Origin of the sequence: Pelomonas baiyunensis (assembly GCF_043555935.1) — a bacterium.
GTDB lineage: Bacteria > Pseudomonadota > Gammaproteobacteria > Burkholderiales > Burkholderiaceae_C > Pelomonas > Pelomonas baiyunensis.
Map to the genome: position 1 here is coordinate 141,793 of NZ_JBIGIB010000004.1, position 16,633 is coordinate 158,425.

At 73.1% G+C, this 16,633-nt stretch carries 10 protein-coding genes; 5 read left to right on the forward strand and 5 right to left on the reverse strand.

Features of this window, described 5'->3' with window-relative positions; all coding sequences use genetic code 11:
• Positions 1-40 precede the first annotated feature (40 nt).
• Complete coding sequence (locus ACG01O_RS14830) at positions 41-2,866, forward strand: ATP-binding protein (RefSeq protein ID WP_394385772.1); 2,826 nt, start codon at positions 41-43, stop codon at positions 2,864-2,866.
• A 45-nt stretch (positions 2,867-2,911) separates the two neighbouring features.
• Here ACG01O_RS14830 and ACG01O_RS14835 read toward each other — a convergent pair whose 3' ends face one another.
• Entirely contained in the window at positions 2,912-5,905 is a 2,994-nt protein-coding gene (locus ACG01O_RS14835; protein WP_394385773.1) for a ligand-binding sensor domain-containing diguanylate cyclase, read from the reverse strand.
• Between the two features lie 51 nt (positions 5,906-5,956).
• Positions 5,957-6,940: a potassium channel beta subunit family protein gene (locus ACG01O_RS14840; protein ID WP_394385774.1), complete on the reverse strand. Its 984-nt coding sequence runs from the start codon at positions 6,938-6,940 to the stop codon at positions 5,957-5,959.
• Between the two features lie 136 nt (positions 6,941-7,076).
• Between ACG01O_RS14840 and ACG01O_RS14845 the strand changes: the two genes are divergently transcribed.
• From ACG01O_RS14845 to ACG01O_RS14860, 4 genes are all read left to right on the forward strand, one after another.
• Entirely contained in the window at positions 7,077-7,820 is a 744-nt protein-coding gene (locus ACG01O_RS14845; RefSeq protein ID WP_394385775.1) for a substrate-binding periplasmic protein, read from the forward strand.
• A gap of 15 nt (positions 7,821-7,835) precedes the next feature.
• Positions 7,836-9,017, forward strand: a complete 1,182-nt coding sequence (locus tag ACG01O_RS14850; RefSeq protein ID WP_394385776.1) for an FAD-dependent monooxygenase — start codon at positions 7,836-7,838, stop codon at positions 9,015-9,017.
• Entirely contained in the window at positions 9,018-9,638 is a 621-nt protein-coding gene (locus ACG01O_RS14855) for a hypothetical protein (protein WP_394385777.1), read from the forward strand. It abuts the gene before it with no gap.
• A 116-nt stretch (positions 9,639-9,754) separates the two neighbouring features.
• Complete coding sequence (locus ACG01O_RS14860) at positions 9,755-10,318, forward strand: hypothetical protein (RefSeq protein ID WP_394385778.1); 564 nt, start codon at positions 9,755-9,757, stop codon at positions 10,316-10,318.
• Positions 10,319-10,350: 32 nt separating this feature from the next.
• Here ACG01O_RS14860 and ACG01O_RS14865 read toward each other — a convergent pair whose 3' ends face one another.
• The 3 genes from ACG01O_RS14865 to ACG01O_RS14875 form a co-directional block, all read right to left on the reverse strand.
• On the reverse strand, positions 10,351-11,628 hold the full coding sequence (locus ACG01O_RS14865) for an MFS transporter (protein ID WP_394385779.1): 1,278 nt from the start codon (positions 11,626-11,628) through the stop codon (positions 10,351-10,353).
• Between the two features lie 82 nt (positions 11,629-11,710).
• Complete coding sequence (locus ACG01O_RS14870; RefSeq protein WP_394385780.1) at positions 11,711-12,505, reverse strand: carbon-nitrogen hydrolase family protein; 795 nt, start codon at positions 12,503-12,505, stop codon at positions 11,711-11,713.
• A gap of 21 nt (positions 12,506-12,526) precedes the next feature.
• Positions 12,527-16,588 (reverse strand): YhdP family protein, encoded by a 4,062-nt coding sequence (locus ACG01O_RS14875; protein WP_394385781.1) that lies wholly within the window; start codon positions 16,586-16,588, stop codon positions 12,527-12,529.
• Between the last annotated feature and the right edge of the window lie 45 nt (positions 16,589-16,633).

The window sequence follows — 16,633 nt, forward strand, 5'->3', positions numbered from 1 at the left end:
GCGCGCGCAACGCAACCTGTTCGCTGGAAGGAGGCAGACCTTGTCCGTCGCACCCTTTCCCCTGCCGGCCCCCGCACAGGCCGAACCGCAGGACTGGGCCTTGGCCGTGCCGCTGTACCTGACCGCGGCCGAGCTGGAGGCCCTGGAAGCCTCCGCGCCCGCAGGCGCCCCCGACACCGCAAGCCGCCTGGCCTGGGCCCTGCGCCAGCAAGACCCGCTGCGGGCCACCGAGCTGGCCACCGCGGTGCTGGCCCGCACCGCCGACGTCGCCGCCCCCAACGCTGCACAGCAGCGCGAAGCCGCCCGCATGCAGCTGGTGCTGGCCGAAGCTGCCGTGCACAACATGCAGGCCGACGAGGCGCACCAACGCCTGGCGGCCGCCGACGCAGCCTTCGTGACCTTGGAAGACCTGCGCGGCCGCAGCGATGTGCACTGGGTGTCGCACTACATCGCGGCCGACCACGGCGACGGCGACGCGCTGCGCCACCACCTCCAAAGCTGCGCGACCTTGGCGTCCGAAATCGGCGATGAACGCCGGGTGGTGTTTGCCACCATCTCGCTGGCCCGGGCCGACCTGTTCCGCGACGTGGCCGAGGCCACCCGGCGCTGGCAGCCCGCGCTGCCGCCCGACGCTGACGCGCTGGGCGAAGTCGAGGCCGCCGTGCTGTGCGACTTCTGGGGCCTGCAGCAGGGCCTGTCGTCGGCCTACACCCCGGCCACTGAATGGCTGCTGCGCGCATTCCGCCTGTCGCGCCAGACCGGCCAGCTGCGCCGCGCCATTGCGCTGGCGGCCAACCTCGGGTTCACCTACAGCAACATGCGCGAACACGCCCATGCGCTGGAGTGGCACCAGCGGGCGCTGGAACTGGCACGCACCGCGCACTGGCCCGCGGTGCTCAGCATGGCCCTGGCCCAGACCGGCGAGCTGCTGCACCGCATGGGGCAGACCGGCGCCGCCCGCGAGCTGCTGCTGGAAAGCAAAGACCTCTCGCTGCCCTACCCCAACAGCCGCTCGGCGCTGCTGGCGCTGAAATACCTGGGCCGCTGCGAGCTGGACTCCCACAACGCCGAGCTGGCGCTGGCGCACTTCGAGCTGCTGCGGGAGCGCGCGCTGGCGGCCGACTCGCGCGACATGCACGTGGACGCCAGCCTGGGCTGTGCGCGGGCGCTGCTGGCGCTGGGGCGGCCGGCGCCCGCGCGCGACGCCGCCCTGCAAGGCCACGCCGTGCTGCAAACCCAAACCGAGCAGGCCGCGCTGGTGGACCTGTGCTGGGTGCTGGCCGACATCGAAGCCAGCCTGGGGGCCGACGACGCCGCCGTGACCCACTGGCTGAACGAAGCCCTGCGCGTGGCCCACCTGCTGGCCGGCTACCGGCCACCGGCCGAGCTGCTGGAGGCGGCCGCCGCACGCGCCGCCGCAGCCGACGACCACCGCCGCGCCTACGCGCTGGCCATGCAAGCCGGCGCCGTGCGCCAGCATGCGTTTGACGACCAGGCCAACCTGCGCGCCGCCGCGCTGCACGCCCAGCACCGCAACGAGCGTGACCAGGCCGAGCGCGACCACCTGCGCAAGCTGGCCGAGGTGGAAAGCGCCCGCGCCGAAGCGCTGTCGGCCCTGCACCTGGTGCTCTTGCAACTGGGCAACATCGGCCAGGAGATCACGGCCGAGCTCAGCACCGCCGGCGTGCTGGAGGTGCTGCGGCGCCACCTGCGCGTGCTGGTGGCCTGCGACGCGCTGAGCGTGCAGCCCTGCGACGACCTGAGCCCCCCGCCCGAAGCCAACGACAGCGCGGCCAGCGCGGCGCAGTTGCAGGCCTGCTGGCGCCGCCGCGCCGAGCTGCTGCTGGACGCCAACGACTGCCAGGTGCCGGCCGACGCCGGGCCGCAGCGCATCGTGGTGCCGCTCAAGGTCAACGGCCGCATGGCCGGGCTGCTGGCGGCCCGGGCGCCGGCGGGCGAGGCCTTCGGCGAACAGGCGCTGCTCATCCTGCGCAACCTGTGCGCCTACGGTGCGATTGCGCTGGACAACGCCCGCGCCTACGAGCGCCTGGCCGAAACGCAGAACCAGCTGCTGCAAAGCGAAAAGATGGCCTCCATCGGCCAGCTGGCTGCGGGCGTGGCGCACGAGATCAACAACCCGATCGGCTTCGTCAACTCCAACATGGGCACGCTGCGGCGCTACGTGGAGGAGCTGCTGCGGCTGGCCCAGGCTTCGGCCCGCCAGGCCACGCAAGACCCAGCCCTGCTCGCGCTGCGCGCCGCGACCGACCTGACCTTCCTGTCGGAAGACCTGCCGCAGCTGCTGGACGAAAGCGAAGAGGGACTGGCCCGGGTGCGCAAGATCGTGCGCGACCTGAAGGACTTCTCGCGCGTCGACCAATCCGACTGGCAGGAGGCCGACCTCAACACCGGCCTGGAGTCCACGCTCAACGTCGTCATGAACGAGGTGCGCTACTGCGCCGACGTGCAGCGCGACTACGGCACGCTGCCGCCGGTGCTGTGCCTCGCTGGCCAGCTCAACCAGGTGTTCCTGAACCTGATCGTGAACGCCGCCCACGCCATGCCCGACGGGCAGCGCGGCCGCATCGATCTGCGAACCGGCGTGGCCACGCAGTCCGGCCGGGACTGGGTGTGGGTGGAGGTGGCCGACAACGGCAGCGGCATGACGCCGGAGGTGCAGCGCCGCATCTTCGAGCCCTTCTTCACCACCAAGCCGGTGGGCAAGGGCACGGGCCTGGGGCTGTCGATGGCGTTCTCCATCGTGCAAAAACACGGCGGGCGCATCGAGGTGCAGTCGGCCCCGGGTGAAGGCACCTGCTTTCGCGTGTGGGTGCCGGTGACCGGGGCGGGTGCGGCGACCGGCTGAGGCGCAGGCGCAGGCGCGGTCGCCGATTCAGCCGTGTCAGCCGTGTCAGCCGTGCGGTGGGCTCTGCGGCCAGCGGCCCGGCCCGCGGCCGTCGCGCAGGGCCTGCAGCGCCGCGTCCACATCGCCGGCCTCCAGCGCCTCCAGCCCTGCCCAGCCGTTGCGCCCGGCCGACTTGGCGCGGTACAGCGCCCCATCTGCTGCCGACAAGGTGTCCTGCCAATCGAAGGCCGAAGGTTGAGACGGCCAGGGCGGGTACGCCGCGAAGCCGATGGACACCGTGACAGCCAGCGGCCCCACGGGCGACTCGAAAGGCTGGGCCGCCACCTGCTGGCGCAAGCGCTCGGCCAGCTCGCCGGCGTGGCGCCGGTCGCTGTCGCGGGCCACCACCAGAAACTCTTCGCCGCCCCAGCGCACCAGCGCATCGCCGGCGCGGAACACCGCCTGCAGCCGCTCGCGCATCTGCGTGAGCACGGCGTCACCGGCCGCGTGGCCGTGGCGGTCGTTCAGGGTCTTGAAGTGGTCGATGTCCATGAGGAAGAACAGCAGGTCGGCTTCCGGCCGGCCCGCGCGGCGCAGGGCGGCCGCGCAATCGGCCTCGATGCGTTCCAGCAGGTAGCGCCGGTTGCGCAGGCCGGTGAGCGGGTCGGTCAGGCTGGCCTCTTCCAGCGCCTGGGTGCGCTCGCGCACGTGGGCTTCCAGTTCGCGCTGGCGGGCCAGCAGGTGGCGCGTGCGCCAGCGCACCAGCCCGGCCAGGCCGCCGGCCAGCAGCACCATGCCGCCCAGCAGGGCCCAGGGCCGCTGCCACCAGGGGGCTGCCACGCGCAGCGGCAGGCGCAGCTCGGGTGCGCCGTCCGCCGCGCGCAGGCGCAGCGTGGCCAGCCCCGGGCGCAGCGGCGGCACTTCCACACGGCGCTGGCCCGGCAGCGCGGTGCGCCAGTCGCGGTCCAGCCCGTCCACGCGGTACTGGTAGGTGTGCTGCTCGGGGTGCGCCACATCCAGCAAGGCCACGTCCACCGACACGCGTGTGTCGCCCGGCGGCAGGGGCAGGCCGCCCGGTGCCGTCAGCGCGGCCTGCACCGGCACCGGCTGCCCGTCCACCTGCACGCCCGACCATTGCAGCCGCGGCAGCGCCCGCACGGGCTGCCAGGCCTCGGGCTGCACCACCAGCAGGCCGCGCGTGCCGCCAAACACCAGCCGGCCGTCAGCCAGCTGCGCGAACGAGAAGAACCACGGCATGCCGATGCGCACGCCATCGGCCGGGCCCAGGGGCGTTATGCGGTCGGTGGTGGGGTCGTACACGTGCATCTGCGTCCAGATGCGGCCGCGGGCGTCTTCCAGCAGGTTGGCGCCGAAGGGCCGGCCGGTGGCGCCCAGGCGCTCGCCGATGCGGTCGAACCGGGCCTGCCGGCCGTCCCAGCTGCGCAGGCGGTGCAGGCCCGACACGGCGGTGTCCAGCCACAGCCGGCCGCGCCGGTCGTGCAGCAGGCCGATGACCACCGGGTTGCCCAAACCTTCGCCGGGCGGGGAACTCACCTCGGCCAGCGCGTTGGCGCCGGGCGCCAGCCGCAGCAGCCCGCGCGAGGTGGCCACCCAAAGGGCGCCCGGGTCGTCTTCCGCCAGCGCGTGCACCTCGCCGCGCAGGGGGCGCCCATCGGGGCCGTTCATGCGCTGCAGCGCCGCCCCGCCGGGGGGCAGCCACCACAGGCCGTCGGTCGCGGCCAGCCACAGCCGGCCGTCGCGCCCAGGCAGCAAGCGTCGCGCCGCGCCGCCGGCAAAGGGCAGGCGGCGGCCCAGGCGCTCGTCCGGGCCCACCTCCTGCAGCACACCATCTTGCCCCAGCCAGACGCGCCCGTCCGGCTGCTCGGCCAGGGTCAGCACCCGGCCCGCCACCTGCGGGCCCGGGCCTCGGGTGCGCAGGTCGGGCTCCAGCACGGCCAGGGCGCCGGTGTCGGTGGCAGCCCAGACGCGGCCGTCGCGCCGCGCCAGCAGCGCCCGCACATTGGCATTCGCCAGGGCGGAGGCCGGGTCGGTGTCCGCGCCGCGCACCCACAAGGCGGCGGGGGTGGGGTCGCTGCGCTGCAGGCCCAGGCCCAGCCCGCCCACCCACAGCACGCCGCGCGCGTCCACCAGCAAGGCGGTGATGCCGTCGGCGCCCAGGCCGTGGTCCACGCCCGGGCGGTGCCGCAACCAGTGCAGCAGCGCGCCCGTGGCCGCGTCGCGCAGTTCGATGCCGCTGGCCCGGCCCACCCACAGCACGCCAGGCTGCGCCTCGGCCAGGGCCACCACCGCCCCGGCCGGGCTGGGCGGCAGGGCCAAGCGCCGGCCATCGGGCGCCACGCGCACCAGGTGGCCCGCGCTGCTGCCGGCCCACAGGGCGCCGTCGGCCGCCAGCCACAGCGCTTGCACGCGCTGGCCGTCGAGTTCCGGCGCCACGGGCTGGAAGGGGGCGTCCGAGGCTGGCGAGCGGCGGGCCAGGCCCGCGCCGTGGCCCAGCCACAGGGTGCCGTCGCGCGCCACGCGCAATGCCAGCACGGCGTCGTCGGGCAGGCTGCCGGGTCGGCCGTCAGCGGCCCACACGCGCGGCGGGCCGCCTGCGGGGTCGTACCGGGCCAGCCCGCCGGCCTGGCCGCCCGCCCACACGGCGCCGTCCAGGTCTTCGGCCAAGGCCATCAGCGTGGGGCGGGGCGGCGCATCGGGCGCCGGCGGCTCCACCAGCCGAATGCGCTCGTCACGTGGGTCGTACACCGCCAGGCCCCGCGTCTCGGTGCCGATCCACACCCGGCCGTCACGCCCGGGCAGCAGCGCGCGAATCCAGCCCAGGTTGCGCTGCGCGGGGCGGTCAACGTCGGCGACCTCCTGCGGCTGCAGGCGCAGGCCGTCGTAGCGCACCAGCCCATCGCCCGTGGCCACCCACAGGAAGCCGTCGCGGTCTTGCGCGAGGGCGGCCACAACCTCGCGGGGAATTTGGTCGGCCGCCACGCGCTCGAAACGCGGCAGCGGCACGGCCGGGGCGGCCAGGGCCCACCACCCGGCCACCATGCACAGAAACCTTCGCGCCCTCCCCGCGCGGCAGTTCCTCATGGCGTGAGGTCAGCGGGCCAGCGGCGCGGTGATGGCCTCGATGCGCGCCACCACCTCGGGCGTGAGCTTGGGCGTGACGGCCAGGGCGCCGAGGTTGTCGTGCAGCTGCTCGATGCGGCTGGCGCCCAGGATGACGGTGGACACGCGCGGGTTGCGGTTGGCCCAGGCAATCGCCAGCTGCGCGGTGTTGCAGCCCAGCTCGGCCGCAATCTCGGCCAGCTGGCCCACCGCGTCGTTGCGGGCCTTGTCCTGCAGCTGCTCGCGCATCCAGCTCATGTTCTCCAGCGCACCGCGGCTGCCGTCCGGAATGCCGCCGCGGTACTTGCCGGTCAGCAGGCCCGAGGCCAGCGGGCTCCACGTGGTCAGGCCCAGGCCGATGTCGTCGTACAGCCGCGCGTACTCCTGCTCCACGCGCTTGCGGTGGAACAGGTGGTATTGGGGCTGCTCCACCACGGGCTTGTGCAAGTGGTGGCGGTCGGCGATGTCCCAGGCGGCGCGGATGTCGGCGGCGCTCCACTCGCTGGTGCCCCAGTACAGCGCCTTGCCCTGGCGAATGATGTCGCTCATGGCCCACACGGTTTCTTCGATGGGCGTGTGGGGGTCGGGGCGGTGGCAGTAGATGAGGTCCAGGTGCTCCAGCTGCATGCGCTTCAAGGAGCCGTCCACCGCCTGCATCAGGTACTTGCGGTTGAGCGTGTCCTTGCGGTTGGTGGTGGTCACGCCATCGCGCTGCAGACCCCAGAAGAACTTGCTGGAGACGATGTAGTCCAGCCGGTTCCAGCCCAGCGCCTTGAAGGCTTGGCCCATCACCACTTCGCTTTCGCCCTGGGCGTAGACCTCGGCGTTGTCGAAGAAGTTCACGCCGGCGTCGAAGGCCGCGGCCAGCATCTCGGTGGCGGCCTTGGTGTCGACCTGGTTGTGGTACGTGACCCAGGAGCCAAGCGAGAGTTCGGAGACCTGAAGGCCGGCACGGCCGAGGCGGCGGTATTGCATGGGGCGTCCTGTGAGAAGAAGCAAAGCACCGAAAGTGCGGAAAAGCGACAGCTTACGCGGCACGGATCGGTCGTGTCAGCCACCCGCCAAAATCAGCCCAGGCGCGCGAGGTCGAACGCGCCGGGAGATGTGAACGATGAGCCTGTCTGGCCGCCTGACGCGCCGCGCACTGCTGCTCGCCCCCGGGCTGGCGGCCCTGCCGCTCGCGGCCCAGCCCGCGCCGCTGACGGTGCTGATCGACGGCAGCATCGAAATGCCGCAGGCCCTGTTCAAGGACGGGCAGGCGCTGGACGGCCTGCAATACCACCTCGCCATGGAGATCGGCCAGCACCTGGGCCGCCCGGTGCGCTTTCGCCTGGTGCCGCGCCGGCGCGTGGCGCAGATCCTGGCCGAGGACCAGGAGGCCGACATGATCTGCAACTACATGCCCGGCTGGCTGCCTGGCCCGCTGTTGTGGAGCCGCCCCTACCGCGACGACGGCGACCTGCTCATCACCGCCGCACGCCACGCCGCGGTCACCCAGCTGCAAGACATTGCCGGCCAGCGCGTGGGCACCGTGGCCGGCTTCCACTACCCCGAGGCCGAGGCGGTGCTGGGCGCGAACTTCCTGCGGGACGACGCGCCCAACCTCGTCACCAACCTGCGCAAGCTGGCCTCAGGCCGCATCGAGCACGCCATCGTCGGCAAGGTCACGTTCGAGTACCTGCTCAAGCGCGGCGAGGTGCCGCTGGACCTGCACCCGCCGCTGGTGATCGCGCGGCTGCGCACCTCCTGCGCGCTGTCGCCCCGCAGCAGCCTGAGCCTGCCGCAGCTGGACGCAGCGCTGGCCGCCATGCAGGCCGACGGCAGCCTGACCCGGGTGCTCGACCGCTTCCGATGAACTATCGTTGAGGGCATGAAGCTTGCCGTCATCGGCGCGGGGCCTGCGGGCCTGGCGCTGGCCCTGCTGGCCGCCCAGCGGCTCGGGCCGACCGAAATCCACCTGTTCGACACCCGCCCGCTGGACCGCGACGTTCGCGGCGACGCCCGCACGCTGGCGCTCAACCTCGGCAGCATCCGGCTGCTGGAGCGCCTGGGCGCCTGGGAGCCCGACAGCGCCCAGGCCATCCAGACCGTGCACGTGAGCCAGGCTCCGCCGGCCCCGGTGGCGGGCGAGGTGCGCATCAGCGCGGCCGAGCAGGGCCTGCCCCAACTGGGCGCGGTGCTGCCTTACGGCGCGCTGGTGGCGCCCCTGCAAGCCCGCTGGCTGGCCCTGGCCGCCGAGCAGCCCGCCCAACGGTTCACGCGCTTCGGCACGGTGGTGCACGCCATCCGCCCCCAGCCCGACGGCGTGGAACTGGACTGCGGGGAAGGCCCCGTGGTGGAGCGCTTCGACCTGGCCGTGGTGGCCGAGGGCGGCGTGTTCGCCGAGCAGGCCCGCAAGCGCCTGAGCCACGACTACCACCAGAACGCCTGGGTGGGCACGCTGCGGCTCGCCGCACCGGGCCTGCAGGGCCTGGCGATTGAGCGCTTCACCCGCAACGGCCCGCTGGCGCTGCTGCCCCTGCCGGATGACGCCGAAGGCCCCCGCGCGGCCCTGGTGTGGTGCCTGCCGCAGGCCGAAGACGACATCGCCACGCTGACCGACGCCCAGCGCCTGACCGTCATCCAGCAGCAACTGCCCGACGTGGCGCCACGCCTCACGGGCATCTCGCCGCTGAAATGCTTCCCGCTGGGCTTGAACGCCGAAACCCGGCTGCTGCAAGGCCGGGCGCTGCGCATCGGCAACGCGGCGCAAACCCTTCACCCCGTGGCCGGCCAGGGCCTGAACCTCGGCCTGCGCGACGCCCAGGCGCTGGTGGACGCGCTGCGCCACGGCGCCGAAACCGGCCAGGCGCTGGACGCGACGCTCGCCCGCATGGAGTGGCAACGCGCCCCCGACCGCTGGCCCATGATCGCCGCCACCGACTTCCTGGCCCGCAGCTTCGCCTGGCGCCTGCCCGGCCTGCCGGCCCTGCGCGGCCTGGCCCTGGCGGGGCTGGAAGCGGCCACGCCGCTCAAGCGCGCCTTGGCCCACCGCATGATGTTTGGAGGCTGAATGTCAGCCGCTCACCGTTTCATTGGGGCGTTCAGCCTGCTGCTGGCCCTCGCCCCCGCCGCCCAGGCCCAACTCATCGCCCCGGGCAAGCCGATTGCTGGCGCCACGCAGGAGGAATGGTCCAAGCGCTGGTGGCACTGGGCCCTGTCGTTCGACGAGGAAGACAGCCCCGTGGCCGACGACGACGGCAGCCGCTGTGCGCAGGGCCAGAACGGACCGGTGTGGTTTCTGGCCGGCACCTACGACCCGCGCCGCGTGACGCGCCAGTGCCGGGTGCCGGCGGGCAAGACGCTGTTCTTCCCGCTTGTGAATGTGCTGGCCGTGCCGCCGGACGACGAACGCGAGGCCTGTGCCTCGCTGATGCTGCGCGCCGAGGAAGACAGCGACGCGCCCGCGGCCCTGGTGCTGGAGGTGAACGGCCGGCGCTACAGCGGGCTGGAAGCCCACCGCCAGGCCACGCGCGGCTGCTTCCTGGTGGCGCCGCAAGACGACGCCCCGGCGGCCGGCAACGGCTATTACGTGGCGTTCGGGCCGCTGAAGCCGGGCCGCTACACGCTGAACTTCGGCGGCATCCTGCCCAACCTGGCCCAGGCCGTGACCTACACGCTGGACGTGCGCTGACGCGCCGCGGGCCGCACGTCCGGCCCTTGCCGCCCTAGCGCAGGGACGAATTGCCCCGCCCCCGCCCCGCTTTTGCCCGCACCGGCGGCCCGCCGGGCGCCTAGCATTTCAGGCCTATGCGCCGCCTTGCCTGCCTTTGCACCGCCCTGCTGAGCCTGGGTCTGACCCTGGCCGGCTGCGGCACGCCCAGCCAGCCACTGCCCATGGTGGTGACGCCGGCCGACGCGCTGCAGATTCGCGGCTGGGTGCCTGACGCCCTGAAGGCCCAGGTGGCCGCCGCCCCCGTGCAGGGCGGCCAGGAGACCGGGCGCTGGTGGGGCTCCAAAGTCAGCGCCGAGGCCATGCAGCTGGCGCTGGATGAATCGCTGTTCGCCGTGGGCATGAAGTCCCTCGCGCCGCAGCCGGCCGCGCGTTTCGAACTGCAGGCCGAACTGGTGCAGCTGGACCAGCCCCTGATCCCCGCCGCCGGCGTGACCGTGGGCGTGGCGGTGCGCTACAGCCTGGTGGACAAGGCCAACGACGGCCGCATCGTCTACCAGCGGCGCATCACCAACACTGAAGACGCCCGGCTGGGCGAGGCCATCCTGTCGCCCAGCGAGCGACTGCGCATCGCCAACGAGCGCGCCCTGCGCGCCAACATCGACTTGATGCTGCGCGACCTGGTGGCCCTGCGACCTTGATGCCTTGATGCTGTGCGGCCGGCCCCGGGGCCTCAGCCGCGCAGCTCGTGCTGGCGCCGGCCGGCCGTCCACCACAGCAGCACCGCGCACAACAGCCCGCCCACACTGGCGGCACCGAAGAAGGCCATCATGGCGTCGTAGCCGGCCGGGTTCGTCGCGCTGGCGCCGGCGCGGTCGTTCAACCACCCCGCCACCACGTTGGCGCCCCCGATGCCGGCGTTCTGCACCACCCACATCAGGCCAATCGCCGTTCCCAGGCGCTGCGGCGCCACCAGCCGGCTGGCCAGCGGCCACATGACGGCCGGCACCAGCGAGTAGCTGATGCCGATCAGCGCCGTGGCGATCCACAGGCTCCAGGGTGTCAGCGCCAGCACCGCCAGCGCCACCGGCAGCAGCAAGGCGCCGAACATCAGGAAGGGCGCGTACCGCCCGCGCCGGTCGCACAGCCAGCCGAACGCCGGCGTGGCGAACACCGCGGCCAGGAACACATAACTGTTCATCTCGCCGGCTTCGGCCAGATCCAGCCCGTGCACATGCTGGAAGTACTTGATGGAGAAGGTGCTGCGAAACGCCAGGATCACGGCGTACCAAAGCACGCACAGCACCAAGAGATACCAGTAGGCGCGGCCGAAGTGCAGCAGGTCCCGCCACACGAAGGGCTCACCGGTGCGCGAGGTGGGCAGCAGCCCCGCCCGGCGCGGCCCGCGGTCGATGCCCCAGTACACCAGCGCCGCCACACACGAAGTGACGGCCATGACCGCCGCAATCACCAGCGGCGGCTGCCAGCCCTGGGCGTAGGCGGTGGCGAACCACGTGGGCGACATGTCGGCGCTGTAGGAACCGATGCGGCCGATGGCCAGCGTCACGCCCATGGCCAGCGCCACGTTGCGGCCCGGGCCGTGGAAGTAATCGGCCACGGCCGCGAGCGAGGCGATGCCCATGGTTTCGGCGCCGATGCCGAACAGCAGCCGGCCCAGCGCCATGCCGGTGAAGTCCGGGCTGAACGCGGTGAACAGCGCACCGGCCAGGCACACGAGGCCGGTGGCCAGCGTCATGAAGGCCGCGCCGAACCGGTCCACCAGCAAGCCGCCCACCAACACCAGCACCACGTTGGGCAGGCTGTAGATGGCGTTGAGCAGACCGATCTGCGCGTCGCTGAAGCCGCGTTGCTGCTGCAGCAGGTCGGCCACCGGGCCGATGGCGTCGTAGCAGTAGTAGTTGCCGTAGCCCGACAGGGCCACCAGCAGCACCACCAGCCAGGCGCGGGTGCGGCTCACGGCCGCGGGGGAAGCGTGGGGGGTGGGCGTCATCGCGGTGGGGTCTGGAACCAAGGGCAAGAACGGTGGAAAGCGCGGGCACCAGCGGCGAAACCGAGCGGCTCGGCCGCCCGGCTCACAGCTTGCGGTGGGCCAGCGCCGGTAGCTGCTGGCGCACCTGGGCCAGGCGCGCCGGGTCCAGCTCGGCCAGCACCACGCCCTCGCCTTCCGGCAGCACGGCCAGCACCTCACCCCAGGGGTCGATGACCAAGCTGTGCCCCCAGGTGCGGCGGCCGTTAGGGTGGGTGCCGCCCTGCGCCGGCGCGATCACGTAGCACTGGTTCTCCACCGCGCGGGCGCGCAGCAGCAGCTCCCAGTGCTTCTCGCCCGTGGTGTAGGTGAACGCTGCCGGCACGGCCAGCAGGTCGCAGCCCGCGTAGGTGCGGAAGAGCTCCGGGAAGCGCAGGTCGTAGCAGACCGACAGCCCCACCCGCACCTCGCCCGCCTGGAACTCCGTGGGCGTGCTGCCGGCTTCCAGCACCCGGCCCTCGTCGTAGCTCTCGCGGCCGTTGTCGAAGGCGAACAGGTGGATCTTGTCGTAGCGCGCCACGCACGCGCCGCTCGGGTCGTACACCAGGGTGCTGTTGCGCACGCGGTCGGGCGTGTCGCCCTTCAGCGGCAGCGTGCCGCCGATGACCCACAGGCCCAGCTCCCGCGCGGCCGTGGCCAGCAGCGCCTGGATGGGGCCGTGGCCCGGCGTCTCGGCGATCGCGAGCTTGTCGCCATCGTGCGCGCCAATCAGGCAGAAGTACTCGGGCAGCGCCGCCAGCTGCGCGCCCTGGGCGGCGGCGTCTTCCAGCAGGCGGCGGGCGGTGGCGAGGTTGGCGGCCACATCCGGGCCGGACACCATCTGCAAAGCGGCAACTTTCATGGCCGCGATGCTAGCCGCGCCTCAGGGGCCGCTGGCCGCCTTGGCCGGCAGCGCCGGCTCCACCTTCTCGACCTTGGGGTCGTCCCAGGTGCCGGTGATGTGGAACTCGCGCGTGTTGGCCGCGGCGACCGGGCGGCTCAGGATGAGCTGCGCCAGGAAGGCACCCAGCGCGATGGCCGGGTTGATGGCCGCGTACGCCAGCGACGCCCCGCCGGCCGACACCTCGGGCACCACCACCACGCGCAGCTTCTGCGTCTCGGCGGCCAAGTCGGTGCTGCCGTCCACCAGCACCGCGGCCTGCAGCCCGCGGATGCGGATGTTGTCGCTGCGGGCCACGCCGGCGGCGATCTTGACGTCGCCGGTCACGCCGTCGAAGGTGAAGCCTTCGGCGAACACGTCGCGGAAGTCCAGCAACAACCGGCGCGGCAGCGACTGCAGGCTCAACACGCCCAGCAGCCGGCCCACGCCGGGCTCGGCCTTCAGGAAGGTGCCGGTGTCCAACTGCACGTTCAGCGAGCCGGCCATGCTGGGGTAGTGCGGCGCCAGGGGCGAGCCGTCCCAGCCCACTTGGCCCGCCAGCACGCCCTTGCCACCGCGCAACACCTCGCCCTGGCCCAGCCGGGCCAGCAGCTTGCCGGCGTCGGCGATGTCCAGCTTCCAGTCGAGCTGGGTGCGGCGCTTGAGCAGCGCGTCGCCGGCCTTTTGTGCGGTCCACACACCGCTGGCCTGCAGGCTGGCCTCGGGCGACTGGATCTGCAGCTTCTCCAGCTTCCAGTCGCGTGCGGCGGCGGGCGCCTGGGCCAGCACCTCCAGCCGGCCCAGCCGCTTGCCGCGCAGCTCGAAGTCGTCCACCTCGATGTCCAGCGAGGGCAGCGGGCCCGCGGCCGCGTCGGGCTTGGCCGGGTCGATGAGATCGCTGACCGAATCGACCTCCTGCTTGGGCAGCGACAGCCGCGTCAGCCGGGCCTGCACGGTGTCGACATGGCCACCGCGCACACCGCGCAGATCGATGCGACCGGCGATCTGCTCGGCATCCACCTGCACGCGCCAGTGCGCGCCGTCGCGCGTGACCTGGGCCGAGGCCCGACCCAGCGACCGGCCCGCCACCTTCAGCGCCTGGCTGCGCAGCGCGATCTGGCTGGGCAGCAGGCCCACGTCGTCGCCCTCACTCCCCGCCGCACCGGTGACGGCGGCGCTCGTCAAGGCGCTCAGCCGCTGCTGCCAGGCGTCCAGGTCCAGCGCGGCGGTGTTCACCTGCAGCAGCACGCCGCTGGCCGGCAGCGCGGGCAGCTTGTCTTGCACCGCCAGCGCGCCGCGCAGCACCTGCGAGCTGGCGCCCGACACATCGCGCTGCAGCTGCGCTTGCAGCAGCGGGGTGCCGCCGTGGCCCACCTCCAGGCGCAGCTCGTCGCGGCCCGCGGCGGTGGGCGTCATCAGCAGGCGCAGCGGCAGCACCGTGTCGGCCTCTTTGCGGCCGGGGGCTGGCAGGTCCAGCGCCAGGCCTTGCAGATTGCTGCTCACGCTCAACTCGCTGGCCCCCCCAGACGGAATCGCCAGCTGGAAGCGGTAGGCCGCCTGGCCGCTGGCCGCCTGGGCCAGGCGCGCCACCGCACCCAGCTCGGTCGCACGGCGAAGGCCGTCGGCCGTGGCCTGGCCCTGCACGGCAAAGCGCAATCCGCCGTCGCGCTGCGTGCCGCCCTCGATGCTCGCGTCGCCGCCCAGCAGCCGCGCCGTCACGCCGGCCAGCTGCAGGCCCCGGCGGTCGAAGTCCAGCCGGCCGCGCACGGCGCCCAGCGGCGGCAGCTCGGGCCGCAGCTTCAGGTCCCCCCCCGCCAGCTGCAGCTGGCCTTTCACGGCGGTCTGCGCGGTGTCGTCGAGCGGAATCGTCAAGCCCAGACGCAACCCGACCGGCCCAGGCGCGGTGGTGGTGCTGAGCGCATGGCCCAGCCACTCGTCCAGCGGCGAGGCCCGCACGAAGCGCAGCAGGTCGGTGCCCGCGCCGCGGCCAGCGCCGTCCAGCTGCAGCACGCGGCCGTGGTGCAGGTCCTTGATGCCGCCGCTCACGCCGGTGAGCTCATAGCCCAGCACCTTGGCCCGGCCGTCGCGAATGGCCATGCCGGCGCGCTCGAACACCAGTTCCGCGTCCACCGCCTCCAGCGCCGGCCAGGTGGGTGCAGCCCCGTCCGCCGGCGGCACGTAGGCCAGCGTCACGCCCTGGGCCTGCGTGGCCACGCGGAAGATGCCGCTGGACTTGGGCGCATCGAACGGAAACTCGGCCAGCTCGCCCTTCAGCCGCACGCTGGTGTTGCGCGCCTCGCCGGCCAGGATGGCGCGCGACACATAGCTGCGCGTGTTGGGCAGGCTTTGCGGGATGTAGCGGGCCACCCGGGTGGCCTCCACCCGCTGCACCCGGCCGCTCAGGTCCAGAAAGCCCGGCGTGGTGGCACTCGCCGGCCGCCGCCAGGCCACGTCGAACTCGCCGCTCAGGTCGGGCGTTTGCAGTTGCAGGTCGCGCAGGCGCAACTCCACCTCGGCGGGCGCCTTCGCGCCGGCGGCGGGCAGCGTCCAGCTCATTTGCGTGCTGAGCCGCGAGATCGGCAGGCGCGGGTCTTCAAACAGCCCCGGCAGTTCAACCTGGCCGTCTTGCACGGTCAACCGGGCCTGGCCGCCGCGTTCATTCGCGTCCAGCGCCAGGCTGGCGCCTTGCAGGCCAGGGCGGCCGATGCGGCCGGGCGTGTCCGCCGGTTTGGGCGCCACGCCCAGGCCGTCCAGCTGCGCCTGCACGCGGTAGCTGCGCGGGGCGTCCAGCGGGCCCTGCCATTGGCCGGTCAGGGCGGTCAGCACGCCGCGCGGCTCGAGCTCGGTCAGCACCTGGTGGGCACGTTCACCCAGGGGCAGCCGCTGCGCGATCTGCGCCATCAGCGCAAAGTCCAGCCGCTGGGCGTTCACCTCGCCGCCCAGCACCGTGTCTTCCTGCTGGGCGCCGCGGCCCAGTTGCAGGCTCACGCCCCAGTCCGAGCGCGGCCAGGTCACGCCGTCGCCACTGACAAAGCCCAGCTGGCGCGCCTGCAGGCTCAGACCCTTGGCGGTGCGGGACAGGTCCAGCCGACCCTCGATGTGGTCCAGGTCCAGCTCCGGCGCGCCGTTCAGCAGCCGCAGCCGCACCGCGCGCAAGGCCATGTCCAGCGTCGCGCCCACGGGCTGGCCGTCCTTGATCTGGCCCCAGGCGCGCACCGCGCCGTCGCCCTCGGTGAGCTGAAACGGCAGGTCCACGTGCCGGCGCAGCTGGCGCAGGTCGGCCCGCGGCAGGTCGGCGTACAGCTGACCGCTCCAGTGCTGGAAGTCGCCCGGGCGCTGCAAGAGCGCCTGCGTGAACTGGCCACGCACCGAGAAGCGCTGGCCCCAGTCGGCCGGCGGCGTGGCGTCCAGCCGCAGCGCGTGGCGGCGCAGGCTGTTGCGCATCACGAAGTTCAGGTCCGACAGCTCCAGCGGCTGCGCCTCGGCGCGCTTTTCATCCACCCAGCGCACGCGGCCGCGCACGATGGCCAGCTCGGGCTGGCTGAAGAGCCAGTCCATGCCGGCTTCGGTGGTGCTGGCGTCGGTCTTGTCGGCCTCGTTCACGTCCAGGCCGGCGATGAAGATGCGGCCTTGGGCGTCGCGGCGGATCACCAGCTCCGGCGCATCCACCAGCAACTGGGAAAACCGCGGCTGCAGCACCAGCAGCGACTGCGCCGACAGCACCGCCGCCACCCGCGGCAGGCGCAGCGCCGGGCGGCCGGCCGGGTCCAGCACCTGCACGTCGCCCAGTTCCATGCGGGGCATCCAGCCGCCGCTTTCCACGGTGACGCGGCCGATGCGCAGCGCTACCCCCAAGGTCTTTGAGGCTTCCCGTTCCAGCCAGGGGCGCCACTCATTGGCGTGCGGGAGAATGACCCAGTGCAGCACCGACCACGCGACCACCGCCAGGCCCCACACCAGGGCCAGGCCCAGCAGCAGCCAGCGCAGGCTCATCCAGCACAGGCGCAAAGGCCAGCGCGTGGCGCGGGTGCAGTGATGGAGGGCGGCCGAGAAGATGTCAGACACGGAAGGCGCGTGGAGAAAAACCGGCCGGCAGGCAATCTAGCACAG

Excerpts from the sequence above, each read along its gene's own strand:
- ACG01O_RS14835 (WP_394385773.1), bottom strand. The coding sequence starts at position 5,905 with ATGGTGGCCGGGTGGTGGGCCCTGGCCGCCCCGGCCGTGCCGCTGCCG.
- ACG01O_RS14840 (WP_394385774.1), bottom strand. The coding sequence starts at position 6,940 with ATGCAATACCGCCGCCTCGGCCGTGCCGGCCTTCAGGTCTCCGAACTC.
- ACG01O_RS14845 (WP_394385775.1), top strand. The coding sequence starts at position 7,077 with ATGAGCCTGTCTGGCCGCCTGACGCGCCGCGCACTGCTGCTCGCCCCC.
- ACG01O_RS14850 (WP_394385776.1), top strand. The coding sequence starts at position 7,836 with ATGAAGCTTGCCGTCATCGGCGCGGGGCCTGCGGGCCTGGCGCTGGCC.
- ACG01O_RS14855 (WP_394385777.1), top strand. The coding sequence starts at position 9,018 with ATGTCAGCCGCTCACCGTTTCATTGGGGCGTTCAGCCTGCTGCTGGCC.
- ACG01O_RS14860 (WP_394385778.1), top strand. The coding sequence starts at position 9,755 with ATGCGCCGCCTTGCCTGCCTTTGCACCGCCCTGCTGAGCCTGGGTCTG.
- ACG01O_RS14865 (WP_394385779.1), bottom strand. The coding sequence starts at position 11,628 with ATGACGCCCACCCCCCACGCTTCCCCCGCGGCCGTGAGCCGCACCCGC.
- ACG01O_RS14870 (WP_394385780.1), bottom strand. The coding sequence starts at position 12,505 with ATGAAAGTTGCCGCTTTGCAGATGGTGTCCGGCCCGGATGTGGCCGCC.